This window comes from Klebsiella indica (assembly GCF_005860775.1).
Lineage (GTDB): Bacteria > Pseudomonadota > Gammaproteobacteria > Enterobacterales > Enterobacteriaceae > Klebsiella > Klebsiella indica.
Map to the genome: position 1 here is coordinate 96,596 of NZ_VCHQ01000015.1, position 26,238 is coordinate 122,833.

Genomic DNA, 26,238 nt, shown 5'->3' on the forward strand with positions numbered 1-26,238 from the left:
AGGTTAATCGGGCTGTTCAAGTGATTTGAGGTAGTCGTATATCGCCATCTGTGCGCGAACTTTACGGCGGTTGCCGCGCGGCACGTAGCGATTACTCAGTTCTTTATCAAGATAGCGCGCTTTTACCGTATCGCTGAACAGAATATCTAAAATATCCAGCACGCGCTGTTTGAGTCGGGGATCCAGCAGCGGCGTGGCGACTTCGATACGATAGTCGATATTGCGCGTCATCCAGTCCGCGGACGATAACCAGACCTGCTTATCGCCGCCGTTTTCGAAGCTATAGATCCGGTCATGCTCAAGGAAGCGGTCAACGATGCTGATCACGCGAATATTGTCACTGATGCCTTCCAGACCGGGGATCAGCGAGCACATGCCGCGAATCAACAGGTTCACCGGGACGCCGGAACTTGAGGCCGCGTACAGACGATCCACCAGCCCCTTATCAACCAGGTTGTTCAGCTTCAGCGTAATGCCTGATGGCCGGCTATTCTGCGCGTTAGCAATTTCACGGTCGATCATTTCATACAGCAGTCGGCGCGAGTTTTGCGGTGATACCAGCAAATAGTCGAAGCTTACCGGGCGATAGGGGTTTTCGATAAAGTTAAACACCCGACGAACTTCATTGGTGATCCGCGCATCGGCGGTGAGCAATGAATAGTCGGTGTAGAGACGGGCGGTTTTTTCGTTGAAGTTGCCGGTACCGATATGCGCATAACGGACGACTTCATCCCCTTCTTTACGGGAAACGAGAAACAGCTTGGCGTGGATCTTCAACCCTGGCGCGGAGAAGATAACGTGCACGCCGGCTTCGGTCAGACGTTTGGCCCAGTGAATGTTGGCTTCTTCATCAAAACGCGCCTGCAGTTCCACAACTACGGTTACTTTTTTACCGTTGTGGGCGGCGTGGATCATCGAATCAATAATTCGCGAATCTTTAGCGACACGATAGATGTTGATTTTGATAGCCAGCACGCTCGGGTCGAAAGAGGCCTGACGCAGCAGTTCCAGCACGTGCTCGAAGGTGTGGTACGGATAGTAGAGCAGCACATCGCGTTCGCGAATCGCATCAAATCCGTTGCGGAACTTATCGAACCACAGATGGCGCAGGCGCGGCATCGGCTTGTTAACCAGGTTGGCTTTGCCAACATTCGGGAAACTAATAAAATCTTTAAAGTTGTGGTAGCGTCCGCCCGGCAGCATCGAGTCGTAGTTGGAGATAGAGAGCTTATCGCGCAGCATTTCGACCATCGCGTCAGGCATATCGCGCTGATAGACGAAGCGCACCGGTTCGGCGGTCAGACGCTGTTTCAGACTGGAGGACATCAGCTCCATCAGGCTCGATTCCATCTCGTGCACCAGGTCGTATTCGGCATCACGCGTCATTTTCATTGAGTAGGCGTTGAGCGTGTCGTAATCAAAGAAGCCCTTAAAGATATCATCGAGGCAATAGCGCAGAATATTATCTAATAGAATCATTGGCTTACGGCGACGTGGCGCTTCCGGCGGAAGGTTCACAAAACGGGGAACCTTGTCTGACGGAATCTCCAGCAGCGCGTAATTGATCGTTTCTCCGCGGATGATCTCAACGGCCAGATAGGTATAATCATCCTTCAGAAACTGTACCAGATCCGTTTCGTGGTTGATCAGGATTGGCGAGATATGCTGGCGAAGGTAGACCTTGAAGTAGTTACGCAGCCATGACTGCTGATTAACCGAAAGCTGACGCTCGTTAATCAGGAAAATCTGGTTACGCGCCATTTCCAGTAACAGCTCGTTATATAAACTGTCAAACTCCTGATCGGCCTTCAATACGCGCGTCTGAATTTTACCCAGCAGGTGGCGAGAGTGGGCGGTAATACCTTGTTCTTCACTAATGATGATGCGCCGCTTCAGCTCGGCAAAACGGACTTTATAAAATTCATCGAGATTGTTGGAGTAAATGCCTAAAAAGCGCATGCGCTCGATCAGCGGATTGCTTTTGTCCGCCGCTTCCTGAAGTACACGCTCGTTAAAGGACAACCAGCTGAGTTCTTTTTCGATGTATAGCTTTTCCTGGCCCATTACAACTCACACTCCGTTTAACTCACAGGACGTAGACTATTATGACGAAATTTTCCGCATAGCGATCCACTGTGTCACAATAATATGACAGTAAGAAGAACAATACTCTTCAATATGATTGATTGTTAAGCGATTTTAATCAAAAAAAAGCCCCGCGTGGATAAAGCGCAGGGCGGTGGGTTACTCGTCAGCGGCGTAGCCTTGCGGTGGCAGTTTGACCTTATCAAGCCAGGCTTCATTCCCTACCGCGCGAAGGCGACCGTCGACAAACCAACTGATGACCAGCGGATAGATGTCGTGTTCCTGAGCCTGTACACGGGCGGTAATCTCGTCTTCGGTATCCTCAGTAAAGACCGGCACTTTCGCCTGCAGCACCACCGGGCCTCCGTCCAGCTCATCAGTCACGAAATGCACCGATGTCCCGTGCTCCTCATCACCGTTTTCCAGCGCCTGACGATGGGTGTGCAGCCCCGGATATTTCGGCAGCAGGGAAGGATGGATGTTCAGCAAACGCCCCTGATAGTGCGCGACAAATGCCGGGCTCAGAATACGCATATAGCCGGCCAGCACCACCAGATCCGGCGCGTAAGCATCAATTTCGTGCATCAGTTCACGATCGAAGGCTTCACGACTGGCAAACTGGCCGGGAGAGAGCGCATGAGCCGGAATATTCGCCGCGCGAGCGCGCTCCAGGCCGAAGGCTTCGGCTTTGTTGCTGAAGACTGCACGCAGGGTGCCGTTGATTTTTTTCCGGGCACAGGCGTCAATAATGGCCTGCAGATTACTGCCGTTACCGGAAATCAGCACCACGATGTTTTTCATTCAATAACCACACGCTGTTCGGAATCTGAGGTTTTGATATAACCTATTTTCCACGCGTTTTCACCTTTGTCGTTCAGGAAAGCGATTGCGTTATCGGCCGCTTCCGCCGGGAGAGCGATAACCATGCCAACGCCGCAGTTAAAGGTACGATACATCTCATGGTTGCTGACGTTTCCGGCCGTTTGCAGCCACTTGAACACCGCCGGCCACTGCCAGGAGGACTCATCGATAACCGCCTGAGTGTTGTCCGGCAGAACGCGCGGGATATTTTCCCAGAAGCCGCCGCCGGTCAGATGGGCGATGGCGTGCACGTCAACGTTGGCAATCAGGTCGAGTACCGGTTTCACATAAATACGGGTCGGTGCCAGCAGGTGATCGGCCAGAGGCTTGCCGTTGAGATCGGTAGTTTGCGGGTCAACGCCGCTGACTTCGATAATTTTGCGCACCAGAGAGTAGCCGTTGGAGTGCGGGCCACTGGAGGCCAGTGCGACGAGAACATCGCCATCGGCCACCTTGCTGCCGTCGATAATTTCCGCTTTTTCTACTACCCCGACGCAGAAACCTGCTACGTCGTAGTCTTCGCCATGGTACATGCCCGGCATCTCCGCCGTTTCACCGCCCACCAGCGCGCAACCTGATTGCAGGCAACCTTCGGCAATGCCGTTGATCACGCTGGCTGCGGTATCGACATCCAGTTTTCCGGTCGCGTAGTAATCAAGGAAGAACAGCGGCTCTGCGCCCTGAACCACGAGATCGTTCACGCACATGGCGACCAGGTCGATACCGATAGTGTCGTGACGCTTCAGGTCCATCGCCAGACGCAGCTTGGTGCCAACGCCATCGGTGCCGGAAACCAGTACCGGCTCGCGATACTTCTGCGGCAGCGCGCACAGTGCGCCGAATCCGCCCAGTCCACCCATCACTTCCGGGCGACGGGTTTTCTTCACCACGCCCTTAATACGGTCGACGAGAGCGTTGCCTGCATCAATATCCACGCCGGCATCTTTATAGCTGAGAGAGGTTTTATCGGTCACTGCGAAGTCTCCACGCGTTTGCGGTAGCAATAAAAAACGGCGCAATTCTAACAGGGAAAGCAAACGTTTGCGAGCCTGCTTTGCAGTCAATACAAAACGACGGCTAAGTGTACAAATTTGATACTGTTCACGAAAATGAAACCGGGTACATTCTTCCGCTTGCTACGGTGTACACGAATGATCATTATGCCACTGAAACCGGTTTCTGTTTTTGTCGCATGCCGTATGACGCAGATAAACCGCGAATGCGATATCAGCGATACGGCGTTAAAAATGGCGTAATGAGGCGCTCAGGCGGATGTCAGTTACCCTTTTAATCAGCAGCAGAGGCGCATAGCGGCCGCTGCGCATAGGGAGAGAGCATGTCTGGATTTAAACAAGGTTTTCTGTGGGGCGGGGCGGTTGCCGCGCATCAGCTGGAAGGCGGATGGAAAGAGGGGGGTAAAGGCGTTAGCGTCGCCGATGTCATGACCGCGGGCGCGCACGGTGTACCGCGCGAAATCACCGATGGCGTGTTGCCCGGGAAAAATTACCCCAATCATCAGGCAATTGATTTTTATCATCGTTATAAAGATGACATTCAGCTGTTTGCCGAAATGGGCTTTAAATGCTTTCGGACGTCTATTGCCTGGACGCGTATATTCCCGCGAGGAGATGAGCTGGAGCCCAACGAAGCCGGGCTACAGTTTTATGATGATCTGTTCGATGAGTGTCTGAAGCACGGCATTGAGCCGGTGATTACGCTCTCCCACTTTGAAATGCCGTACCATCTGGTGACGGAATACGGCGGCTGGCGTAATCGTCAGCTGATTGATTTCTTTGTTCGTTTTGCGCGGGTTGTGTTTACCCGTTATCAGCATAAAGTGAAGTACTGGATGACCTTTAATGAGATCAACAACCAGGCTAATTTCCATGAAGATTTTGCGCCGTTCACCAACTCGGGACTGAAGTTTCTGCCGGGAGAAGATCGTGAGCCGGTGATGTACCAGGCGGCGCACTATGAGCTGGTCGCCAGCGCGCTGGCGGTCAAAGCGGCTCGCGAGATTAACCCGTCACTGCAGATTGGCTGCATGATCGCCATGTGTCCGATTTACCCGCTGAGCTGCGCGCCAGACGACATGATGATGGCGATGAACGCCATGCATCGTCGCTACTGGTTCACCGATGTTCACGTGCGCGGCAAATACCCGCAACATCTGCTGAACTACTATGCGCGTCGCGGTTTTGCGCTGGATATGAGCGAAGAGGACCGCGTGGCGCTGACCGAGGGCTGCGTCGACTATATCGGCTTTAGCTACTATATGTCGTTCGCCACCAAAGCGACCGATGACAATCCGCAACTGGATTATGATGAAACCACCAGCCTGGTTTCTAACCCGTATGTACAGAAGTCAGACTGGGGCTGGCAGATTGATCCTGTCGGCCTGCGTTACTCTCTGAACTGGTTCTGGGATCACTATCAACTGCCGCTGTTTATTGTTGAGAATGGCTTCGGCGCCATTGATGTGCGTGAAGCGGATGGTTCGGTGGATGACCAGTATCGTATTGACTATCTCGCCGCGCATATCGCTGAGATGAAAAAGGCGGTTGTTGAAGATGGCGTAGAGCTGATGGGATATACCCCGTGGGGCTGCATCGACCTGGTCTCCGCCGGTACCGGCGAGATGAAAAAACGCTACGGTTTTATCTATGTCGATAAAGACAATGAGGGCAACGGTACGCTGGCGCGTAGCCGCAAGAAATCGTTTGCCTGGTATCAGCAGGTTATCGCCAGCAACGGCGAGAGGTTGTAAATCGTCGCAAAGCCTTATACGGCCCCGCTTTTGGCGCAATGCTGGTCAGTTAAGGGCTGTCAGTTGTATTTATGGCTGGCTGAGCGGTTCTGTCATCAATCGGTGGTTCTGGCGAACATGACGCATTTTTCATTTTCACCCATTTTGGCTTAGTGGCCTGTTCCGTTCACGATAAATTCGCGGATATTCGTTATATCCACAGCGTGTGAACGGGCAGGGGGACGTTTCGCCCGTCCCCCTGCACCCCCGGCATGGCGCTGAAAACCTGCCGCTGCGCGGTTCGCTCCACTCCGGCTTCATCTGGCGGACCGGGCGGGACTCGACGCTACTCGTCCCATCCCCGGGACTCGCCCTTCCAGGGCCAGCGCAAGCGCTGTTCAAAATTGCTCCCGGCAATTTTGTCCTGTCTCGACCCGCCCTCTGGCCACCGTCCTGGCGGCCAGTCATGGATGCGCGCCTGCGTTCTCGCGAGGCTTTCCTTGATGCGCCCAACCCCCATGCGGTGAGTCCGTTATTCGTCAGGGGCTTTTCAGAGGCTGAAAATCATAAAAAAAGTTATATCCTTTATATTTCATTCAGCCCGTATCAGCTCAGTAATTGAATCAATCGAATCAGATTTTCGTTTAAACCACCGATAATGCGATTGCCACAGGCAAATAAAACAAAAGGCAACACCAATGGTTTGCTTAAGTGAACGGCATTGCCGCTTTTGGCGGGGCTTTTTTTATTTCGTTTATACTGCCTCAGGCAGCGTAAAGCATTTTGCTTGATCGGGGTCAAACATATCGGCTATGGCGCAAAAGGGAAAAAGCGGTATAATCCCGCGATTTTTTTTGTGGTTGCCCTTCAGAGGAGAAAGAGAATGAAGATTGTGGAAGTGAAACACCCACTCGTCAAACACAAGCTGGGGCTGATGCGTGAGCACGACATCAGCACCAAACGCTTCCGTGAACTCGCCTCAGAAGTGGGCAGCTTACTGACTTATGAAGCGACCGCCGATCTGGAGACGGAAAAAGTCACCATTGAAGGCTGGAACGGCCCGGTAGACATTGAGCAGATCAAAGGCAAAAAAATTACTGTGGTGCCGATTCTGCGCGCAGGTCTGGGCATGATGGACGGCGTGCTTGAACACGTCCCAAGCGCGCGCATCAGCGTCGTGGGTATCTACCGTAATGAAGAAACCCTTGAGCCGGTGCCCTATTTCCAGAAGCTGGTGTCCAATATCGACGAACGCATGGCGCTGGTGGTTGACCCTATGCTGGCAACCGGCGGCTCAATGATCGCCACCATTGACCTGCTGAAGAAAGCAGGCTGTAACAGCATTAAGGTGCTGGTTCTGGTGGCTGCACCGGAAGGCATTGCCGCGCTGGAGAAAGCTCATCCGGATGTGGAACTCTACACCGCGTCGATTGATCAGGGCCTGAACGAGCACGGATACATTATTCCGGGGCTCGGCGATGCCGGTGATAAGATCTTTGGTACCAAGTAAATGATGAAGTAAAAAAAGCCGACTTTGATAGTCGGCTTTTTTTTGAATAAAACACACAGCAACTAACAAACGACTCTCAGAGGAAAATGCTATGACGCGCCGTGCTATCGGGGTGAGTGAAAGACCACCACTTTTACAGACAATCCCGCTTAGTTTGCAACATCTGTTCGCCATGTTTGGCGCAACGGTACTGGTGCCCGTTCTGTTTCATATAAATCCGGCCACGGTACTGCTGTTTAACGGCATTGGTACACTGTTATACCTTTTCATCTGCAAAGGTAAAATCCCGGCTTATCTTGGATCGAGCTTTGCGTTTATTTCTCCGGTTCTGCTTCTGCTGCCGCTGGGCTACGAAGTCGCTCTCGGCGGCTTTATCATGTGCGGCGTACTGTTTTGTATTGTCTCCTTTGTGGTGAAAAAAGCCGGTACCGGCTGGCTGGACGTGATGTTTCCTCCGGCGGCGATGGGGGCAATTGTCGCGGTTATCGGCCTGGAACTGGCGGGCGTCGCGGCAAATATGGCCGGTCTGTTGCCTGCCGAAGGGCAATCGCCGGATAGCAAGACCATCATTATTTCACTGGTGACGCTGGCCGTGACGGTCTTCGGTTCGGTGCTGTTCCGTGGCTTTCTGGCGATTATCCCGATTTTAATCGGCGTACTGGTCGGCTACGCGCTCTCTTTTGTCATGGGGGTAGTCGATACCACGCCTATCGCTGAGGCGCACTGGTTTGCGCTACCGACCTTCTACACGCCACGTTTTGAATGGTTTGCGATTTTCACCATTTTACCTGCCGCGCTGGTGGTGATCGCCGAGCACGTTGGCCACCTGGTGGTGACGGCCAATATCGTCAAAAAAGATCTTATCCGCGATCCGGGTTTACATCGCTCGATGTTTGCCAACGGTCTGTCTACGGTGATCTCCGGCTTCTTTGGTTCAACGCCGAATACTACATACGGCGAGAATATCGGCGTCATGGCGATTACCCGTGTATACAGCACCTGGGTTATCGGTGGGGCGGCGATCATCGCCATTTTGCTCTCCTGCGTCGGGAAACTGGCCGCAGCGATCCAGATTATTCCGCTACCGGTCATGGGCGGCGTCTCCCTGCTGCTGTATGGTGTGATTGGCGCATCAGGTATTCGCGTGCTGATTGAATCCAAAGTGGATTACAATAAGGCGCAGAATCTGATCCTCACCTCCGTTATCCTGATTATCGGTGTCAGTGGCGCGAAAGTGCATATTGGCGCCGCCGAACTGAAAGGTATGGCACTGGCGACCATTGTCGGTATCTGTCTGAGCCTGATCTTCAGGCTGATCGGCGTTTTGCGCCCGGAAGAGGTTGTCCTCGATGCCGCGGACAGTGAAGACGCAAAACCGTGATCCTTATACCGGGCGGTGAGCCTGCCCGGTTCTCTCCTTGCGTATTTCTGTGCTAAACTCTTCGCGTTTTTCTGCAAGCCTATGTTGAGGTCCATCTGAACGCACCGGCACAGCTCTCTTTGCCACTGTATCTTCCCGATGATGAAACTTTCGCAAGTTTCTGGCCGGGTGATAACCCTTCTCTTCTTGCTGCCCTCCAGAACGTGCTGCGGCAGGAACATAGCGGATATATCTATATCTGGTCGCGCGAAGGGGCGGGGCGCAGTCATTTATTACACGCCGCCTGCGCGGAACTCTCCCAGCGTGGCGATGCAGTGGGCTATGTTCCTCTGGATAAACGGACGTGGTTTGTGCCGGAAGTGCTGGACGGAATGGAGCAGCTATCGCTGGTTTGCATCGACAACATTGAATGTGTGGCCGGTGATGAACTGTGGGAAATGGCTATCTTCGACCTCTATAACCGCATTCTTGAATCAGGGAAAACCCGGCTGCTGATTACCGGCGATCGGCCGCCTCGCCAGCTTAAGCTGGGGCTGCCGGATCTGGCCTCGCGTCTCGACTGGGGGCAAATCTACAAACTGCAACCCCTGTCGGATGAGGATAAGCTCCAGGCACTGCAACTGCGCGCCAGACTGCGCGGTTTCGAAATGCCGGAGGACGTCTGCCGTTTCCTGCTTAAGCGACTGGATCGCGAAATGCGTTCGTTGTTTATGACGCTCGATCAGCTCGATCGCGCCTCGATTACCGCCCAGCGCAAACTGACGATTCCATTTGTGAAAGAGATCCTGAAGCTTTAACTGCACGGCGACGTTCTAATCCGCCGCCGTGAAAGCGCGTTAGCCAATGATTTCCAGCACTTGCTCCGGTGGGCGACCGATACGCGCTTTGCCGCGGCTGACGACGACAGGCCGTTCGATCAACTTCGGATTATCGATCATCGCCTGGATCAGCGCTTCTTCGCTGAGCTGCGGATTTGCCAGCTCCAGTGATTTATACAGATCTTCTTTCTGGCGCATTAATTCGCGTGCGCTGGCCATTCCCAGCATCTTCAGCAACTGGCGCAGCGTTGCGGCATCCGGTGGCGTCTCCAGATAAAGCACCACTTCGGGGTCGATACCGTTGGCCTTCAGCAGGCTCAGGGTGTCGCGGCTCTTGGAGCAGCGGGGATTATGATAGATTTTGACCGTCTCGGACACGAGATCTCCTTACATTTTCTGGTACGGTTTGAAGCGTTCCTGCAACTGTCGCAACTGATCGATGCGCGCGTCGTAGCGCGCTTGTTGCAAGCTGCCTAATTTCACTTGCGAACTGGCGCGGCTAAGTAATGAGATAGCCTGATCGAGTCGCCCGACCAGCGCCATGCTTTCTGCACGCGCCGCCAGTTCCTGATCGCGATTGCCGAGTTTGGCTTCCGCCTGGGCCAGTAAATCCCAACCGTTGACGTCCTCTTTATTATTAAAGGTGTAGCGGTTAAGAATAGTTGCGGCTTCCGCCGGTTGCCCGCCTTCCAGTAACGCGTTGGCAAGGTTTATCTGTAGAACCGGATCGGTACGAAGTTCACGGGCATTTTTCAGGCGCCTGATCGCATCAGTTGCTCTCTTTTGCCCGAGGTCGATATCGGTTGCCAGATCGAGATACCAGGCGTTTTGCGGATCGGCGTTTAACAGCGGTTGCAGCGTTTTGCGCGCCAGATCGTAATTATCGCTGCCCATTGCCAGCAGGGCGCGTCCGTATCGGGCGGCGTGTTGTTCGCGGATATTGCCTTTTTCCCAACTGCTCAGTAGATCATTATTGAGCTTATTGTCTCCGGAAGCATACATCCCGAGGGTTCTGGCCTTTGCCAGATAGAAGTTTGCGGAAGATTGCACGACAACCGGGCGCATCTGATTCGCCCGGTTGCGGGCGTCGGCGAGGCGGCTTTCCGGCAATGGGTGAGTCAGCAACATTTCCGGCAGACGAGTCGAATAACGTGATTGGTCAAGCAGTTTTTCCATAAATGCCGGCATGGCCTGAGGATCGAACCCTGAACGCTGAAGCACCTGAATACCAATACGGTCCGCCTCTTCTTCGTTTTGTCGGGTAAAGCTGATCATCCCCTGCTGAGTACCGGCAAGCGTGCCGGTGAGCGCCGCCATCCCGGCCTGCGGGCTGGCCATCGCCAGCAGAATAGACCCCAGCGCGCCGACCCAGGTCAGTGGGGCATTACGCTTCTGATCTTCCATTGCGCGGGCAAGGTGGCGTTGGGTGACGTGTGAAATTTCGTGCGCCATGACGGATGCCAGCTCGCTTTCGTTATCCACGTAACGGAAGAGCGCCGAGTGCAGCACAACGTTGCCGCCGAAGAAAGCAAAGGCGTTAATTTCGTCATTATTAATCAGATAAAAGTGGAATGGCGTACGCACTGAATTGGCGTGCGAGACCAGCCGCATGCCTAAGCCATTAATATATTGCACCAGAAGAGGGTCGTTGATTAACGGCGCGCTGCCGCGCAGCTGACGAACATAGTAATCTCCCATCTGCATTTCCTGACCGATGGAGAGCGTGCTTCCTGCGGTGGTGCCCATGTCTGGCAACGTATCTGCGGTATCGGCAAAAGCAGGTAATATCGACCCCAGCGTCAACGACGCGATGACGGCTGCCACCAGCGTTTTCTTCAACTGCCTGAACATAACCCCTGTCCTGTAATGTGGATGTGCCAGTTTGACCGATTGTGCGGCGTAATGTTCCCTGACCGCAACTCCAGCGAGTTTAGCTGGGGTGAACCGCATTGAAAATATGATATTCACCCGGTCATTAATGTTTGTCGTTTTACCCATAAAAAGCGAAGTCTTTTTTGTGACATTTCGATACAATTCCTGAGATTGTTACAGCTTCGCTCTTCAGGGAAGGGTTTTATGCTTCAGATGTTAATGCAGTGGTATCGTCGCCGGTTCAGCGATCCGGAGGCGATAGCGCTGCTGGTCATTTTGTTGGCCGGGTTTGGCATTATGTTTTTCTTTAGCGGCCTGCTGGCGCCGCTCTTAGTGTCTATCGTACTGGCTTATTTGCTGGAATGGCCGACCGTCAGACTGGAGCGCATCGGTTTTTCACGGACCTGGGCCACGTCAGTTGTTCTGATTCTGTTTGTTGGTATTTTGCTCCTGATGGCTTTCGTGGTGATGCCGGTTGCCTGGCAACAGGGTATTTATCTGATTCGCGATATGCCTGGCATGCTGAACAAACTTTCTGACTTTGCCGCCACCGTGCCGCGTCGTTATCCCGCCTTAATGGATGCCGGAATTATCGACGCGATGGCGGAAAATATGCGCAGCCGGATGTTAACCGTCGGCGATTCGGTGGTGAAATACTCCCTGGCTTCACTGGTCGGGCTGCTGACGCTGGCGGTCTATCTGGTACTGGTCCCGCTGATGGTGTTCTTCCTGCTGAAAGATAAAGCGCAGATGCTGAATGCCGTGCGCCGTGTTCTGCCGCGTAACCGCGGTCTGGCCGGGCAGGTGTGGGAAGAGATGAACCAGCAAATTACCAACTATATACGCGGTAAGGTGCTGGAAATGATTGTCGTCGGCGTGGCGACATGGGTTGGCTTTATCCTTTTTGGGCTCAATTATTCGCTGTTGTTGGCAGTGCTGGTCGGTTTTTCGGTATTGATCCCTTACATTGGCGCGTTTGTGGTCACCATTCCGGTGATTGGCGTGGCGCTGTTTCAGTTTGGCGCGGGCACCGAGTTCTGGAGCCTGTTCATGGTGTACCTGATTATTCAGGGGCTGGATGGCAACCTGCTGGTTCCGGTATTGTTCTCAGAAGCGGTTAATCTGCATCCGCTGGTCATTATTCTGTCGGTGATTATCTTCGGCGGTTTGTGGGGATTCTGGGGCGTGTTCTTCGCGATTCCGCTGGCGACGTTAATCAAAGCGGTAATGCATGCCTGGCCGGATGGCCCTGTTATCGAAGACGGGAAGTAGCGAGAAGCTGAAAAATATGCGCTAAAAAAGACGCCGGGTGGTTGGGTAACGACCCGGGTCTTGCATTTTTCTCAGCGTCAGGCGTTTTCTTTCAGCCAGTTCAACACCACTTCGTGGTGATTACTGGTTTTGAAATCATCAAATACATGCTCGATTTTGCCATCGGCATCAATGAGGAAGCTGATGCGGTGAATGCCGTCGTAGGTTTTCCCCATAAACGTTTTTTCACCCCAGATACCAAACTGTTCGCATACCTGATGATTTTCATCAGAGAGCAAAGTGAAGTTCAGCAGCTCTTTTTCGGCGAAACGGGAGAGTTTTTCTGGTTTATCCGTACTGATGCCCAGTACTTCAACGCCTGCTTTTTTCAGGTCGTCCATGTTATCGCGCAAACCGCACGCCTGTACGGTGCAGCCCGGGGTCATGGCTTTCGGGTAAAAATAAACCAGAACACGCTGTCCCTGGAAGTCGGTCAAATTTACTTCCTCGCCGTCCTGGTCCGGTAAGCTAAATTTCGGTGCAATATCACCGGCTTTCAGTGGGTTCATTACTCAAACTCCATCCTGTTCATCATGCTGTGAATAATTAACGATATTAATACTGCCTTGTGCATTCAGTTCTGTACATAGTGCTTTAAATGCTTGTTCGATATTTGACGCATTTTGCGTTGTTGGACTATGGGCGGTGATTTGGATAAAAAGCTGAACGGAATCGTCGTTTGCGCCCGATTGGGTGCGGGAAACCAGTTCGGCAATATTCATTTTCCATTTATCACACAGGGCGGTAAATCGCTCAATAATATGCGGTGAATCCGGCACCTCAACCTGAATCCAGACGGTATTCTGCATCGCCTGAGGCGGTCTTGCGGTTGTACGCTTCATCACGATAAGCAGTTCCAGCTCGGCGCCTTTCAGCGGCAGAGTGGATTCAATCAGGTTAATCGCATTCCACGAGCCGGAAAGCAGCATGATAAACGTAAACTCGTCGCCAAGCATAGCCAACCGGCTGTCTTCGATATTACAGCCGCAACTGCTGACGTGGCGAGTGATTGTATTCACGATGCCCGGGCGGTCTGCGCCCAATGCGGTAATAACCAGATAGTGTTGTAATGAGGCGGTCAAACCTGTTCTTCCTTTAAAAAGGTGAGGTAACGTTAGGAAAGCATAAAAAAAACCGGCATACAACATCCCTGATGGCATCGGGTCTCTTGCTTTTATTACAGCACCAAACGTAACATTGAATATCTTATCCCACTTCTGCTCTGAGGATGGCCCATGTTTACGGGAAGTATTGTAGCGCTTGTCACGCCGATGGATGAAAACGGCAATGTCTGCCGATCAAGCCTGAAAAAACTGATTGATTACCATGTCGCCAATGGAACCTCGGCGATCGTTTCGGTAGGGACTACCGGAGAGTCCGCAACCCTAAGCCATGAAGAGCATGGTGATGTGGTGATGCAGACGCTGGAACTGGCTGACGGGCGTATTCCGGTGATTGCCGGTACCGGTGCGAATGCCACCGCCGAGGCGATTAGTCTGACTAAACGCTTTAACGATAGCGGTGTGGTAGGTTGTCTGACGGTAACGCCTTATTACAACCGCCCGACTCAGGAAGGGGTGTTCCAGCATTTTAAAGCGATTGCCGAACATACTGATTTGCCGCAAATTCTGTATAATGTGCCGTCCCGTACGGGGTGCGATATGTTACCGGAAACCGTTGGCCGTCTGGCGGAAATCAAAAATATTATCGGTATTAAGGAAGCAACGGGGAACTTAACGCGTGTTCATCAGATCAAAGAGCTGGTTTCAGATGACTTTATTCTGTTGAGCGGCGATGACGCGACCGGAATGGACTTTATGCAGCTTGGTGGTCATGGCGTGATTTCCGTAACGGCAAACGTTGCGGCGCGTGAAATGGCCGAAATGTGCCGACTGGCGCTGGCGGGTCAATTTGCTGAAGCGCGTGCGATTAACCAGCGTCTGATGCCGTTGCATACCAAATTATTTGTCGAACCCAATCCTATCCCGGCCAAATGGGCCTGTAAGGCATTGGGTCTTGTGGCGACCGATACGCTACGTCTGCCGATGACACCAATTACCGAAAATGGTATTAAGGCTGTCACCGCCGCGTTGAAGCATGCCGGTTTGCTGTAAAGTTTAGGGAGATTTGATGGCTTACTCAGTACAGAAGTCGCGCCTGGCGAAGGTTGCGGGTGTTTCGCTGGTTCTACTCCTCGCGGCCTGTAGTTCTGATTCGCGCTATAAGCGCCAGGTGAGCGGCGATGAGGCCTATTTGCAGGCAACGCCGCTCAGTGAACTTCATGCGCCAGCAGGCATGATCCTGCCGGTTCAGGTGGGTGATTATAACATTCCGGTTGCGACCAGCACCGGTAACACAGGTAAAGCGCTGGACATCCGTCCGCCTGCTCAGCCTCTGGCCCTGCTCAGCGGCGCGAGCACCCAGTTTAAGGGGGATACCGCGACGCTGATGGTGGAAAATGGCCGCAGCGGTTCGTTGTGGGCACAGGTGGCAAGCATCGTGCAGGCGAAAAACTACACTATTGCTAAGCGTGATGATGCCAGCCAGACGCTGAATACCGACTGGGTCGACTGGAATCGCCTTGATGAAGATCAGCAGTACCGTGGTCGCTATCAAATCTCAGTGAAGCAGCAGGGCTATCAGCAGGCAGTGATCGTGAAGCTGGTGAACCTGGAGCAAGCGGGTAAACCCGTTGCCGATCCGGCGTCGCTGCAGCGCTACAGCACCGCGATGCTGAACGTCATTTCCGAGGGGCTGGATCTGAACGCCACCAACGCACAGAACGCCGCGCAGAAAAATGCCGGAGCGACTTTCGACGTGCAGAGCGCGGCTGATGACACCGGCCTGCCGATGCTGGTGGTGCGTGCGCCGTTTAACCTGGTTTGGCAACGTCTGCCGGGCGCGCTGGGAAAAGTGGGGATGAAGGTAACCGACAGCTCTCGTTCTCAGGGCAGTCTTTCTGTGACTTACAAACCGCTATCTGACAGCGGCTGGACCGATCTGGGGGCTCGCGACCCGCAGCTGGTATCCGGCGATTATAAACTGCAGGTCGGGGATCTCGATAACCGCAGCAGTCTGCAGTTTATCGATCCGAAAGGGCATACGTTGACGCAGTCGCAAAATGATGCGCTGGTCGCCGTATTCCAGGCGGCATTCAGTAAGTAATAAACAGGGCTGGAGCAATCCGGCCCTTTTTAATGTATAGTGACGCAAACGTGTGCGTATGCGCATCATCCTTCAAATTGCGTCGTTGTTGGTTGCCTTCGTTCACCCCAGTCACTTGCTTATGTTAATGACCGGGGATTCGCTCAGTTGCCGCCTCAATGCGCTTTGAATGATGTTGTGTACAGGCGGGAATGTATTTTTTGGGCTTAATATCACTGGAGTGGTGAAAGATGAAAAAGCAAGCTGAGTTGTATCGTGGTAAAGCGAAAACGGTATACAGCACCGAAAATCCGGATCTGTTGATACTCGAATTCCGTAACGATACGTCAGCAGGGGATGGCGCTCGCATTGAGCAGTTTGATCGTAAAGGCATGGTGAACAACAAGTTCAACCATTTCATTATGAGCAAGCTGGCGGAAGCGGGTATCCCGACCCAGATGGAAGCGCTGCTGTCCGATACCGAATGTCTGGTTAAAAAGCTGGATATGGTGCCGGTGGAGTGCGTGGTGCGTAACCGCGCTGCCGGTTCTCTGGTAAAACGCTTAGGGATTGAAGAAGGTATTGAACTGAATCCGCCGTTGTTCGATCTGTTCCTGAAAAACGACGCCATGCATGACCCAATGGTCAACGAATCCTACTGCGAAACCTTTGGCTGGGTGAGCAAAGAGAACCTGGCCCGGATGCGGGAACTGACCTATAAAGCTAACGATGTGCTGAAAAAGCTGTTCGACGACGCAGGCCTGATCCTGGTGGACTTCAAGCTGGAGTTTGGTCTGTTCAAAGGTGAAGTGGTGCTGGGTGACGAATTCTCTCCGGACGGCAGCCGCCTGTGGGATAAAAAGACCATGGATAAAATGGATAAAGACCGCTTCCGCCAGAGCCTTGGCGGTCTGATTGAAGCCTACGAAGAAGTGGCGCACCGTTTAGGCGTCAAACTGGATTAAGCCTTCCTCTCTTTCTGCCGGGCTGACAGGCCTCGCTCTCCATGCCGGATGCACCGTTTACGTCGCCATCCGGCATGTCACTGATGACGTTATGCTCATCAGGTCGACAATAACTCTCCGTATTCCGGTCAGATAACGTGAGGCCGGGGACATGCCCTCCGACATATTTCCAGTGGTAATCCCGTTCATAACCGCCTACGATCGTAGGAGTAATTTATAGAAGAAGATAGAGGTAGTTATGCGTTGGCAAGGACGTCGCGAAAGCGACAATGTTGAAGATCGCCGTGGTCAATCTGGTTCGTCAATGGGCGGGGGCGGGGGTTTTCGTCTTCCCAGCGGGAAAGGCGGCATTGTGCTGCTGATTATTATTCTGGTGGCGGGCTATTACGGCGTAGATTTAACCGGTATGTTGACCGGCGAACCGCTCTCTCAGCAGCAGACCACCAACCAACGCTCCATCAGCCCGCAGGATGACGAAGCCGCGACATTCACGAAAGTGGTTCTGGCGGATACGGAAGATACCTGGGGCGCGATTTTTAACGATATGGGCAATCAGTATCGGCAACCGAGGCTGGTGATGTATCGCGGTTCGACGCCAACCGGCTGCGGTACTGGCCAGTCGGTGATGGGGCCATTTTACTGTCCCGCAGACAGCACTGTTTATATCGATCTGTCGTTCTACGATGACATGAAAACCAGGCTCGGCGCGGGCGGCGATTTCGCCCAGGGTTACGTTATCGCCCATGAAGTGGGCCATCATGTGCAAAAGCTGCTGGGGATTGAATCGAAAGTGCGCCAGCTACAGCAGAATGCTTCACAGGCGGAAGCCAATCGCCTGTCGGTAAAAATGGAGCTACAGGCGGACTGTTTTGCGGGCGTCTGGGGCTACAATATGCAGAAGCAGGATTTACTGGAGGCCGGCGATCTGCAGGAGGCGCTGAACGCCGCAGAGGCGATTGGCGATGACCGCTTGCAGCAGCAGAGCCAGGGGCGCGTGGTGCCGGACAGCTTTACCCACGGGACGTCACAGCAGCGCTATACCTGGTTTAAGCGCGGTTTTGACAGCGGTGACCCGGCGCAGTGCAATACATTTGGCAGTACGTTATAACCTCGGCCCGTCATGGATGAACTGCTTCATCTGACCACACAAATGGCGCGTGAAGGCATCCGTCGTCTGCTGGTCCTCAGCGGCGATGATGCCTGGACTTTGCGTCAGGCGCAAATACTGCGAACGGCGCTGGCCGGTGACGGTCTGTGGGTCGGCCCGCAGCCGATGCCGGCACCGTACACCTCACCTGGAACGCTGAAATCCCTGCTGGGACGCGAATTTCAGCATGCCTTTTTTGATGCCCGCGAGGGCTTTGATGTCGCGGCGCTGGCTGCGCTCGCCGGTACGCTGCGCGCCGGAAGCTGGCTGATCCTGCTGACGCCTGATTTCGCGCAGTGGGCCATGCGGCCAGATGCGGATTCTTTGCGCTGGAGCGACACTCTCCTGCCTGTGGTTGCGCCGAATTTTGTCTACCGCTTCTGTCAGCAAATTATTGCCGATAGTGAGTCCATTCTCTGGCGGCAGAGACACAAACTGGTTGTGCCGGACTTTTCAGCGCGCGTCGCATGGCATCCTGCTGATGGTCATCCGCAGGCGGAGCAGGCCACCGTTCTTGCCGAACTGGCCGATTTTTCCCCCGGTATTGCCGCGCTGATCGCAGAACGCGGGCGAGGAAAGTCCGCTCTCGCCGGAATGCTTATTCGCCAACTGGCGGGCGATGCCATTGTTACGGCGCCTGCACGTGGAGCAACCGATGTGATGGCGGCTTTCGCCGGAGGGGATTTTCGTTTTATGGCTCCCGATGCATTACTGGCGTCAGAATGCAATGCTTCATGGCTGATTGTCGACGAGGCCGCCGCCATTCCTGGCCCGCAGTTGCGCCAGCTTATCGCCCGCTTTCCGCGAACGCTGTTGACCACGACCGTGCAGGGGTATGAAGGTACCGGACGCGGCTTTCTGCTTAAGTTTTGCGCCAGTTTTACGCATTTGCGGCAGTTCAGTTTGACGACGCCTGTCCGTTGGGCGGCAGGCTGCCCGCTGGAAGCGATGATTGCGCAACTGCTGCTGTTTGGCGACGAGACTTTCCGCCAGCAGCCAATTGGCGATGTGATGCTGGAAAGCGTCGATCAGGCCCTCTGGCGGCAATATCCCGGGCTACCGGAAGCGATGTACCAGTTGCTCTCCGGCGCGCATTATCGTACCTCTCCGCTGGATCTGCGGCGTATGATGGATGCGCCAGGACAGCATTTTGTCTGCGCCCGCAGCGGCGACCGCGTTGCCGGGGCGCTGTGGCTGGTGGAAGAGGGCGGGCTTGAGCCCTCGCTTAGCCAGGCTGTGTGGGCCGGGTTCCGTCGACCGCGTGGTAATCTGGTGGCCCAGTCGCTGGCGGCGCACGGCGGCAGTCCGCTGGCGGCAACGTTGACCGGGCTGCGTATCAGCCGTATTGCCGTGCATCCGGCCCGCCAGCGTGAGGGACTGGGGCAACGGCTGGTGGCCCGGGCGATATCTCTGGCGGCGGACCGGGATTATCTTTCCGTCAGTTTTGGTTACACGCCGGAGCTATGGCGTTTCTGGCAGCGTTGCGGTTTTACGCTGGTACGTTTAGGAACCCACCGGGAAGCCAGCAGCGGCTGTTATACCGCGATGGCGCTCTATCCCCTCAGCGAGTCGGGTCACCAACTGGTTAATAAGGAAGCGCAGCGACTGTTGCGCGACGAGTACTGGCTACGTGACTGGCGGGATGGCGCTTTTCCGCTGACAATGCAGGAAGCGACTATCCTTACGGAGGAGGACTGGCTGGAGGTGGCGGGCTTTGCTTTTGCCCATCGTCCGTTGCTGGCGTCGGCGGGCAGCCTGAACCGCCTGCTTATGCAGGTTGATTTACCGCTACCGGCGCTGCGGGCGCGTCTGCGGCGGCAGGACGAGTCGACGCTGTGCCGGGCGCTACAGATATCCGGGCGCAAAGCCCTGCTGGTCAGGCTACGGGAAGAGGCGGCCCAGGCGTTATCCAGCCTTAACGCAACCCGTGCCGATGCCCTGCGCCAGCAGGTGACAATTCTGCAATTTTTTTAACTAACTCCTTCAGTTAAATGACATGGTCATATTCCGCCTGTGGCGTAAACTTCCTTGCAGACATTAAGGAGACAGCCATGAAACACGATCATTTTATTGTTCAAAGCCCTGCGACACCTGCACAGCAACTGCTGCTGCTGTTTCATGGCGTCGGCGATAACCCGGTTGCCATGGGGCAAATTGGTAGCTGGTTTGCCCCGCTCTTTCCTGATGCGCTGATTGTCAGCATCGGCGGCGCAGAGCCGTGCGGGCCGCCGCCGGGGCGCCAGTGGTTTTCCGTGCAGGGCGTTACTGAAGATAACCGCCAGCAGCGCGTGGATGCCATTATGCCGACCTTTATTGACACGGTTCGCTACTGGCAGCAGCAAAGCGGCGTCAGTCCGCAGGCGACGGCGCTGATCGGCTTCTCGCAGGGCGCGATTATGTCCCTCGAAAGTATTAAGGCGGAGCCGGGTCTGGCCTCGCGGGTGATTGCCTTTAATGGTCGCTATGCGACGATGCCCGAGTCGGCGAGCACGGCCACGACCATCCACCTGATTCACGGCGGCGAGGATCGTGTCATCGATCTGGCATGGGCGGTAGCGGGACAGGAGGCGTTACAGCAGGCAGGCGGTGACGTGACGCTGGATATTGTTGAGGGGCTGGGACACGCGATTAATGAGCAAAGCATGCAGTTTGCCCTCGATCATCTGCGTTTTACCGTACCGAAGCACTATTTCGACGAAGCGCTCAGCGGCGGCAAGCCGCAGGACGACGATATTATCGAACTGCTGTAATAAAAACCCCGGTAGTGAAAAACAGATACCGGGGTTAATGTTTAAAAAGCGTGGCTGGTCAGGCTGAACAATACGCTTATTTCTTTGACTGGTCGTTTTTAGGCCAGTCGTCATCATCGTCCCACTTGTCGTTGAAGTCACGATGCGGCGGCAAATCCGGCTTATTGTTGAGAAATTTTTTGTGGTCAACGCGGTTAAGATCTTTAATCACGTTGATGATCACCCCCACTAAAAAGACTAATACCAGGATCCACCAGTGTTTGATGAGCCACTCCATGCGCTACTCCTTTTCCGGCAATGCCCTCAGGCGATCAGTTGTTCCATAATGCGTTGATACATCCGCGCCAGCAGCTGGAGGTCGGCGGCATTTACGCACTCATTGATTTTATGAATGGTGGCATTCACAGGCCCCAGTTCAACCACCTGCGCGCCCATGCGCGCGATAAAGCGCCCGTCGGAAGTGCCGCCATTAGTCAGCAACTGCGGCTTTATTTCATTATAGTGCTCAATGGCGTTTACGACGGCATCCACCAGCTTACCGCGGCTGGTCAGGAATGGCTGGCCTGAAAGCCACCACTCAACGCTGTAACGTAGCGCGTGCTTCTCCAGCAGGGCCACGACGCGCGCTTTAATCATTTCGTCGGTGAGCTCGGTGCTAAAACGGAAGTTGAACTGCACAAACATATCGCCGGGAATCACATTGTTGCTGCCGGTTCCTGAGCGCACATTAGCGATTTGCATACTGGTTGGCGGGAAAAATTCGTTGCCTTGATCCCACTCAATGTTCACCAGTTCAGCCAGCATCGGCGCAGCGCGGTGTACCGGGTTATCGGCGAGATGCGGATAGGCAACGTGCCCCTGAACGCCGTGAATGGTCAGGTTACAGGTCAGCGAACCGCGACGGCCATTTTTGACCACATCGCCGACGACTTCGGTGCTGGACGGTTCGCCGACGAGGCAGTAATCCAGGCGTTCGTTGCGTGCCATCAGCGCTTCAACGACCTTGACGGTGCCATTTTTCGCGCTGGCCTCTTCATCAGAAGTGATCAGAAACGCCAGACGGCCTTTATGGTCAGGGTGATGAGCGACAAAACGTTCGGCGGCAACCACCATCGCGGCCAGAGAACCTTTCATATCCGCCGCGCCGCGGCCAAACAGCATGCCGTCACGAATGGTCGGCTCGAACGGTGGGTTAATCCAGCGGTCAGCGTCACCTGAGGGAACAACATCGGTGTGGCCGGCGAAGGCCAGCGTCTCTCCGTGCCCACGCCAGGCCCAGAAATTTTGAGTATCGCCGAAATCCATCGGTTCGACGGTAAAGCCAATCGCCCGCAGACGTTCAATCATTAATGCCTGACACCCCGCGTCATCGGGGCTGAGGGAAGGGCGGCGAATAAGCTGCTGAGCAAGCTCAATGACCGGGCAAGACATAGACTACACCTCGTTAAACTGCTGATAACTTGATTCACTGAAACCCAGCAGCATAGGCTTACCAGGCGCACAGAGCAATGGGCGCTTGATGATTGCCGGCATTTCCAGCATCAGATCCGCTGCGGCGTCGGCGTTATTGATACTGGCGCGAACCGTTTCATCCAGTTTGCGCCAGGTGGTCCCTCGGGTGTTGAGTAGGGCTTCCCAGCCGAGTTCGGCGATAAAGGTGTCGACTAATTCGCGACTCAGGCCATCAGCACGATAATCATGAAAGCGATATTCAAGCTGATGGGCGTCCAGCCAGCGGCGGGCCTTTTTTATGGTGTCGCAGTTTTTAATTCCGTACAGGGTTAGCATGATTAAACCTTTCTCTTTGAATTAGAGCCTGTCCCATTAGGGCTATTTTGCTTGTCATTTTGAACCTGGGCAGTGCTCAGAATCCTCACGTACTACGTGTACGCTCCGGTTCTTCCGCGCTGGCCGTGTTCAAACTGTCTGCGCCAATAACGCCTGGTGGGATAGGCTCTTAATCTTTGGATTGAGATACTCCGAATAGATACCCTAAATAATACGCGAATGACTGTAATAAATATCTTTTTTTCCCGCAGGATAGTTTGAATGTAATATTTTTCGTCTGTTTTTTAACCTCTCGTTTGTGCTTATCCCGACCCGGGGTCAGGGCTGGCGGATTGAGCAGATGAATGAATGTTGCTGAATGTTGCTATTGGTCACATTAAACCGCCACAAATAGGCTCATAGTACTTACGAATGAAAGGGGAACATGTCGGAGACGATAGTAAAGCAATGAGAGCGATAGCAAAAACAAACTTTTCATTAACAACAAATTTGCATAAAATTACCCATAATAATAAGAGAGGTTAGTATGATTGAGCATGAACTGGGGAACTGGAAAGATTTTATCGAAGGTATGCTTCGTAAATAAGTTTCCACAATGAGAGCAGGGCGATTCCACGAGCAGGATAATAATGCAGTTGAAGCGGCCACATGAAAAAGGCGACACCATATGTCGCCTTTTCTGTTATTTGCCCCGGTGAAAACTGTCACCATCGCTTCTGCTATTGTGGCCGTTCCTTGAGCGGAAAACGGCGTCGCACAAGCGTGAAGAACAGCGGCACGAAGAAGATAGCCAGTAGGGTGGAAGAGAGCATGCCCCCCATAACACCGGTGCCGACGGCATGCTGGCTGCCGGAACCCGCACCGGTGCTGATAGCCATTGGCAGTACGCCGAAGATAAACGCCAGCGAGGTCATCAGAATTGGCCTCAGACGCTGACGGCAGGCCGATAACGTCGCGGTAAGCAGATCCTCGCCTTTTTGGTTTAACTCATTGGCAAACTCGACGATAAGAATAGCGTTTTTGGCCGACAGGCCGATAACCGTCAACAGGCCCACCTGGAAGTAGACATCGTTGTCGAGCCCGCGCGCCCAGGTTGCCAGTAGCGCGCCAATAACCCCCAGCGGCACCACCAGCATCACCGAGAACGGCACCGACCAGCTTTCATACAGCGCCGCCAGGCATAAGAACACCACCAGCAGAGAAATCGCATACAGGGCCGGCGCCTGCGCGCCGGAGAGACGTTCCTGCAAGGACATCGCCGTCCATTCAAGGCCAAAACCGTTCGGCAACTGCTGAGCCAGTTTTTCCATAATCGTCATGGCGGTGCCGGTACTGACACCGGGCGCGGCTTCGCCGATGATTTCTACCGCCGAGTAGCCGTTGTAGCGCTCCAGGCGCGGCGAACCGGTCTCCCAGTGGGAGGTGGCGAAGGCGGAGAAGGGGACCATTGTGCCGCTACTGTTGCGCACGTACCATAGATTGATATCGTCTGGTAGCATGCGATACGGCGCAGCCGCCTGGACATAGACTTTCTTTACGCGCCCACGATCCATAAAGTCATTGACGTAGCTTGAACCCCATGCGGTTTGCAGCGTGTCGTTGATATCGTCGATGGAAAGGCCCAGCGCCTGAGCTTTACGTTGATCGATATCGATCTGCAATTGTGGGCTATCGTCGAGGCCGTTGTGGCGTACGCGGGTTAGCTGTTTATTTTGCGCGGCCAGTTCCAGCAGAGTATCGCGGGCGGCCATCAGCGCATCGTGCCCGTTGCCCGCGTGGTCCTCCAGTTCCATATCGAAACCGGCTGAACTGCCGAGTCCGCTGATAGCCGGTGGGCTGCTGGCAAAGACGCGAGCCTCTTTAATCTTGTTAAACGCTTTCGTTGCGCGTTCGATGATGGCGAAAGAGGAGCCGCTCGTCGGATCGCGCTGGTTCCAGTCTTTCAGGCGTATGAACATTCGCGCCACGTTCTGGCCGTTGCCACCGGGGCCGGCGCCGATTGTTGCGAACACCGATTCAACGTTCGCTTTCTCCTTTTTCAGGAAATAATCTTCTACCTTCTGCACCACTTTCAGCGTTTGTTGCTGGGTCGAGCCGCCAGGCAACTGTACTGAAGTGATAAACATTCCACGGTCCTCCTGCGGCAGGAACGACGTCGGCAGATGCAGAAACAGAAAGACCATGCCGCCCAGCAGCAGAATGTAGATCATTATCCAGCGCAGCGAACGATGAAGAATTTTCGCCACCGCGGATTCGTAGCGGCTGGCGTTGCGGTTAAATAGGCGGTTAAACCCGCCGAAGAAGCCCCGTTTCCCGTGATCGTCTCCGCGGTGAATCGGCTTCAGTAAGGTGGCGCACAGGGCGGGCGTCAGAATCATCGCCACCAGAACAGACAGTACCATCGCTGAAACAATGGTAATTGAGAACTGACGATAGATCGCGCCGGTTGTGCCGCCGAAAAAGGCCATTGGCACAAATACCGCCGACAGGACCATCGCGATGCCAACCAGCGCGCCCTGGATCTGCCCCATCGATTTACGCGTCGCTTCGCGCGGCGAGAGGCCCTCCTCGCTCATGATACGTTCGACGTTTTCCACCACCACGATGGCATCATCCACCAACAGACCGATTGCCAGCACCATGGCGAACATGGTTAAGGTGTTGATACTGTAACCGCAGACATAGAGGATGGCGAAGGTGCCCATCAGCACCACCGGTACGGCAATCGTCGGGATAAGCGTGGCGCGGAAGTTTTGCAGGAACAGATACATCACGAGGAACACCAGTACGATGGCCTCAAGCAGCGTTTTGACGACGTCAGTAATGGATGCTTTGACGAAAGAAGTCGTCTCGTAAGCGACTTTGTATTGCAGGCCGTGCGGGAAGTATTGCGATAGTTCGTTCAGGCGATCGATAACGCGCTCGGCGGTTGCCATTTCGTTAGCGCCGGAAGCCAGCTTGATCCCCAGGCCGGAGGCCGCCTGGCGGTTGTAGCGACTGAGATAATCATATTTCTCCGCGCCCATTTCGACGGTAGCCACGTCGCCAAGGGTGACTTCGGAACCATCCGGATTCACTCGTAACGTGATATTGCGGAACTGCTCCGGGGTTTGTAACAGCGATTGCGAATTAATGGTGGCGTTCAGCGCCTGCTTATCCACCGATGGCGTGCCGCCCAGTTGACCGACAGCGATTTGCGCATTTTGCGCGGAAATGGCGTCAGTGACATCGCTCGCCGTCATCTGAAAACTATTGAGTTTGGCCGGATCGAGCCAGATGCGCATCGCGTACTGCGAACCGTAAGCGTCGATATCGCCGACGCCGTTCACGCGACTGAGCGGCTCCTGAATATTACTGGCGACGTAGTCGGCGATGTCTTGTTTATCCATACTGCCGTCGGTGGAGACGAAAGCAAGGGTCAGAATGTTGGTGTCCCCGGTTTTTCTCACCGTCACGCCCTGGTTTTGTACGGCCTGGGGGAGCTTGCGCATTGCCGATTGCAACTGGTTTTGTACCTGCTGGACGGCTTCATCCGGGTCGGTGCCGGCGGTAAAACTTAGCGTAATCGTGGCCTGGCCGGAACCGCTGCTTTGCGATGACATATACATCAGGTTGTCAAGGCCCGTCATGTTTTGTTCGATAACTTGGGTGACGGTATTTTCCAGCGTCTGTGCTGAAGCGCCGGGATAGTTCGCGGTGATCCGCACGTTAGGCGGGGCCAGTTCGGGATATTGCTCAACGGGAAGCGATAAGATTGCAAGCGTTCCGGTCAGGCATAAAAGGATGGCCAGAACCCACGCAAAAATGGGGCGATCGATAAAAAAATTCGCCATCAGAATCAGGACCTCATTGTGTGCATT

Annotated in this window: 23 protein-coding genes; 12 read left to right on the forward strand and 11 right to left on the reverse strand. The window is 54.2% G+C overall.

From position 1 onward, the window contains the following. Nucleotides 1–3 precede the first annotated feature (3 nt). From ppk1 to purM, 3 genes are all read right to left on the reverse strand, one after another. Complete coding sequence (gene ppk1 / locus FE839_RS12190; RefSeq protein ID WP_138361069.1) at nucleotides 4–2,064, reverse strand: polyphosphate kinase 1; 2,061 nt, start codon at nucleotides 2,062–2,064, stop codon at nucleotides 4–6. 180 nt (nucleotides 2,065–2,244) lie between these two features. Beyond that, nucleotides 2,245–2,886 carry a phosphoribosylglycinamide formyltransferase gene (gene purN / locus FE839_RS12195; protein WP_138361070.1) on the reverse strand — a complete coding sequence of 214 codons (642 nt, stop codon included), beginning with the start codon at nucleotides 2,884–2,886 and terminating at the stop codon, nucleotides 2,245–2,247. Then, complete coding sequence (gene purM, locus FE839_RS12200; protein WP_138361071.1) at nucleotides 2,883–3,920, reverse strand: phosphoribosylformylglycinamidine cyclo-ligase; 1,038 nt, start codon at nucleotides 3,918–3,920, stop codon at nucleotides 2,883–2,885. Before purM ends, purN begins: the two co-directional genes overlap by 4 nt. Nucleotides 3,921–4,282: 362 nt before the next feature. Here purM and FE839_RS12210 point away from each other — a divergent pair, with 362 nt between their 5' ends. The 4 genes from FE839_RS12210 (at nucleotide 4,283) to FE839_RS12225 (ending at nucleotide 9,380) form a co-directional block, all read left to right on the forward strand. Then, nucleotides 4,283–5,713, forward strand: coding sequence for a 6-phospho-beta-glucosidase (locus tag FE839_RS12210; RefSeq protein WP_138361072.1), 1,431 nt, complete (start codon nucleotides 4,283–4,285; stop codon nucleotides 5,711–5,713). 862 nt (nucleotides 5,714–6,575) lie between these two features. After that, nucleotides 6,576–7,202 (forward strand): uracil phosphoribosyltransferase, encoded by a 627-nt coding sequence (upp, locus tag FE839_RS12215; RefSeq protein WP_138361073.1) that lies wholly within the window; start codon nucleotides 6,576–6,578, stop codon nucleotides 7,200–7,202. Nucleotides 7,203–7,293: 91 nt separating this feature from the next. Continuing rightward, entirely contained in the window at nucleotides 7,294–8,583 is a 1,290-nt protein-coding gene (uraA, locus tag FE839_RS12220) for a uracil permease (protein ID WP_138361074.1), read from the forward strand. A gap of 95 nt (nucleotides 8,584–8,678) precedes the next feature. Next, nucleotides 8,679–9,380: a DnaA inactivator Hda gene (locus tag FE839_RS12225; protein ID WP_213799324.1), complete on the forward strand. Its 702-nt coding sequence runs from the start codon at nucleotides 8,679–8,681 to the stop codon at nucleotides 9,378–9,380. A 39-nt stretch (nucleotides 9,381–9,419) separates the two neighbouring features. Here FE839_RS12225 and arsC read toward each other — a convergent pair whose 3' ends face one another. Both arsC and bepA read right to left on the reverse strand, forming a co-directional pair. Then, nucleotides 9,420–9,779 carry an arsenate reductase (glutaredoxin) gene (gene arsC / locus FE839_RS12230; RefSeq protein WP_138361076.1) on the reverse strand — a complete coding sequence of 120 codons (360 nt, stop codon included), beginning with the start codon at nucleotides 9,777–9,779 and terminating at the stop codon, nucleotides 9,420–9,422. Between the two features lie 9 nt (nucleotides 9,780–9,788). Next, a complete protein-coding gene (gene bepA / locus FE839_RS12235; RefSeq protein ID WP_138361077.1) occupies nucleotides 9,789–11,252 on the reverse strand; it encodes a beta-barrel assembly-enhancing protease in 1,464 nt (487 codons plus the stop codon). Nucleotides 11,253–11,477: 225 nt separating this feature from the next. Here bepA and FE839_RS12240 point away from each other — a divergent pair, with 225 nt between their 5' ends. Continuing rightward, entirely contained in the window at nucleotides 11,478–12,545 is a 1,068-nt protein-coding gene (locus FE839_RS12240; protein ID WP_138361078.1) for an AI-2E family transporter, read from the forward strand. A 77-nt stretch (nucleotides 12,546–12,622) separates the two neighbouring features. On the opposite strand, the gene bcp is transcribed toward FE839_RS12240, so the two are convergent. Then, nucleotides 12,623–13,093 carry a thioredoxin-dependent thiol peroxidase gene (gene bcp / locus FE839_RS12245; protein WP_138361079.1) on the reverse strand — a complete coding sequence of 157 codons (471 nt, stop codon included), beginning with the start codon at nucleotides 13,091–13,093 and terminating at the stop codon, nucleotides 12,623–12,625. Nucleotides 13,094–13,096: 3 nt separating this feature from the next. Further along, entirely contained in the window at nucleotides 13,097–13,666 is a 570-nt protein-coding gene (locus tag FE839_RS12250; protein ID WP_138361080.1) for a glycine cleavage system transcriptional repressor, read from the reverse strand. A gap of 153 nt (nucleotides 13,667–13,819) precedes the next feature. On the opposite strand from FE839_RS12250, the gene dapA reads away from it, so the two are divergent. The 6 genes from dapA (at nucleotide 13,820) to ypfH (ending at nucleotide 20,590) form a co-directional block, all read left to right on the forward strand. Next, nucleotides 13,820–14,698: a 4-hydroxy-tetrahydrodipicolinate synthase gene (gene dapA, locus FE839_RS12255; RefSeq protein WP_138361081.1), complete on the forward strand. Its 879-nt coding sequence runs from the start codon at nucleotides 13,820–13,822 to the stop codon at nucleotides 14,696–14,698. A 16-nt stretch (nucleotides 14,699–14,714) separates the two neighbouring features. After that, nucleotides 14,715–15,749 (forward strand): outer membrane protein assembly factor BamC, encoded by a 1,035-nt coding sequence (gene bamC / locus FE839_RS12260; RefSeq protein ID WP_138361082.1) that lies wholly within the window; start codon nucleotides 14,715–14,717, stop codon nucleotides 15,747–15,749. 230 nt (nucleotides 15,750–15,979) lie between these two features. Then, a complete protein-coding gene (purC, locus tag FE839_RS12265) occupies nucleotides 15,980–16,693 on the forward strand; it encodes a phosphoribosylaminoimidazolesuccinocarboxamide synthase (RefSeq protein ID WP_138361083.1) in 714 nt (237 codons plus the stop codon). A gap of 238 nt (nucleotides 16,694–16,931) precedes the next feature. After that, the gene (ypfJ, locus tag FE839_RS12270; protein WP_138361084.1) at nucleotides 16,932–17,801 is read left to right on the forward strand and encodes a KPN_02809 family neutral zinc metallopeptidase; all 870 of its coding nucleotides are present in this window, start codon (nucleotides 16,932–16,934) and stop codon (nucleotides 17,799–17,801) included. A 12-nt stretch (nucleotides 17,802–17,813) separates the two neighbouring features. Then, nucleotides 17,814–19,814 (forward strand): tRNA(Met) cytidine acetyltransferase TmcA, encoded by a 2,001-nt coding sequence (locus FE839_RS12275; RefSeq protein ID WP_138361085.1) that lies wholly within the window; start codon nucleotides 17,814–17,816, stop codon nucleotides 19,812–19,814. 77 nt (nucleotides 19,815–19,891) lie between these two features. Then, nucleotides 19,892–20,590 (forward strand): esterase, encoded by a 699-nt coding sequence (gene ypfH / locus FE839_RS12280; RefSeq protein WP_138361086.1) that lies wholly within the window; start codon nucleotides 19,892–19,894, stop codon nucleotides 20,588–20,590. 76 nt (nucleotides 20,591–20,666) lie between these two features. Here ypfH and FE839_RS12285 read toward each other — a convergent pair whose 3' ends face one another. The 3 genes from FE839_RS12285 to FE839_RS12295 are packed head-to-tail and all read right to left on the reverse strand — an operon-like array spanning nucleotide 20,667 to nucleotide 22,378. After that, complete coding sequence (locus FE839_RS12285; protein WP_138361087.1) at nucleotides 20,667–20,867, reverse strand: YpfN family protein; 201 nt, start codon at nucleotides 20,865–20,867, stop codon at nucleotides 20,667–20,669. Between the two features lie 26 nt (nucleotides 20,868–20,893). Then, complete coding sequence (gene dapE, locus FE839_RS12290) at nucleotides 20,894–22,021, reverse strand: succinyl-diaminopimelate desuccinylase (protein WP_138361088.1); 1,128 nt, start codon at nucleotides 22,019–22,021, stop codon at nucleotides 20,894–20,896. A 3-nt stretch (nucleotides 22,022–22,024) separates the two neighbouring features. Further along, nucleotides 22,025–22,378, reverse strand: a complete 354-nt coding sequence (locus tag FE839_RS12295) for an ArsC family reductase (protein ID WP_138361089.1) — start codon at nucleotides 22,376–22,378, stop codon at nucleotides 22,025–22,027. A gap of 526 nt (nucleotides 22,379–22,904) precedes the next feature. Between FE839_RS12295 and ypfM the strand changes: the two genes are divergently transcribed. Next, nucleotides 22,905–22,964: a protein YpfM gene (gene ypfM, locus FE839_RS12300; RefSeq protein ID WP_100181659.1), complete on the forward strand. Its 60-nt coding sequence runs from the start codon at nucleotides 22,905–22,907 to the stop codon at nucleotides 22,962–22,964. A 133-nt stretch (nucleotides 22,965–23,097) separates the two neighbouring features. Here ypfM and acrD read toward each other — a convergent pair whose 3' ends face one another. Further along, nucleotides 23,098–26,211: a multidrug efflux RND transporter permease AcrD gene (acrD, locus tag FE839_RS12305; protein WP_138361090.1), complete on the reverse strand. Its 3,114-nt coding sequence runs from the start codon at nucleotides 26,209–26,211 to the stop codon at nucleotides 23,098–23,100. Nucleotides 26,212–26,238: the final 27 nt, after the last annotated feature.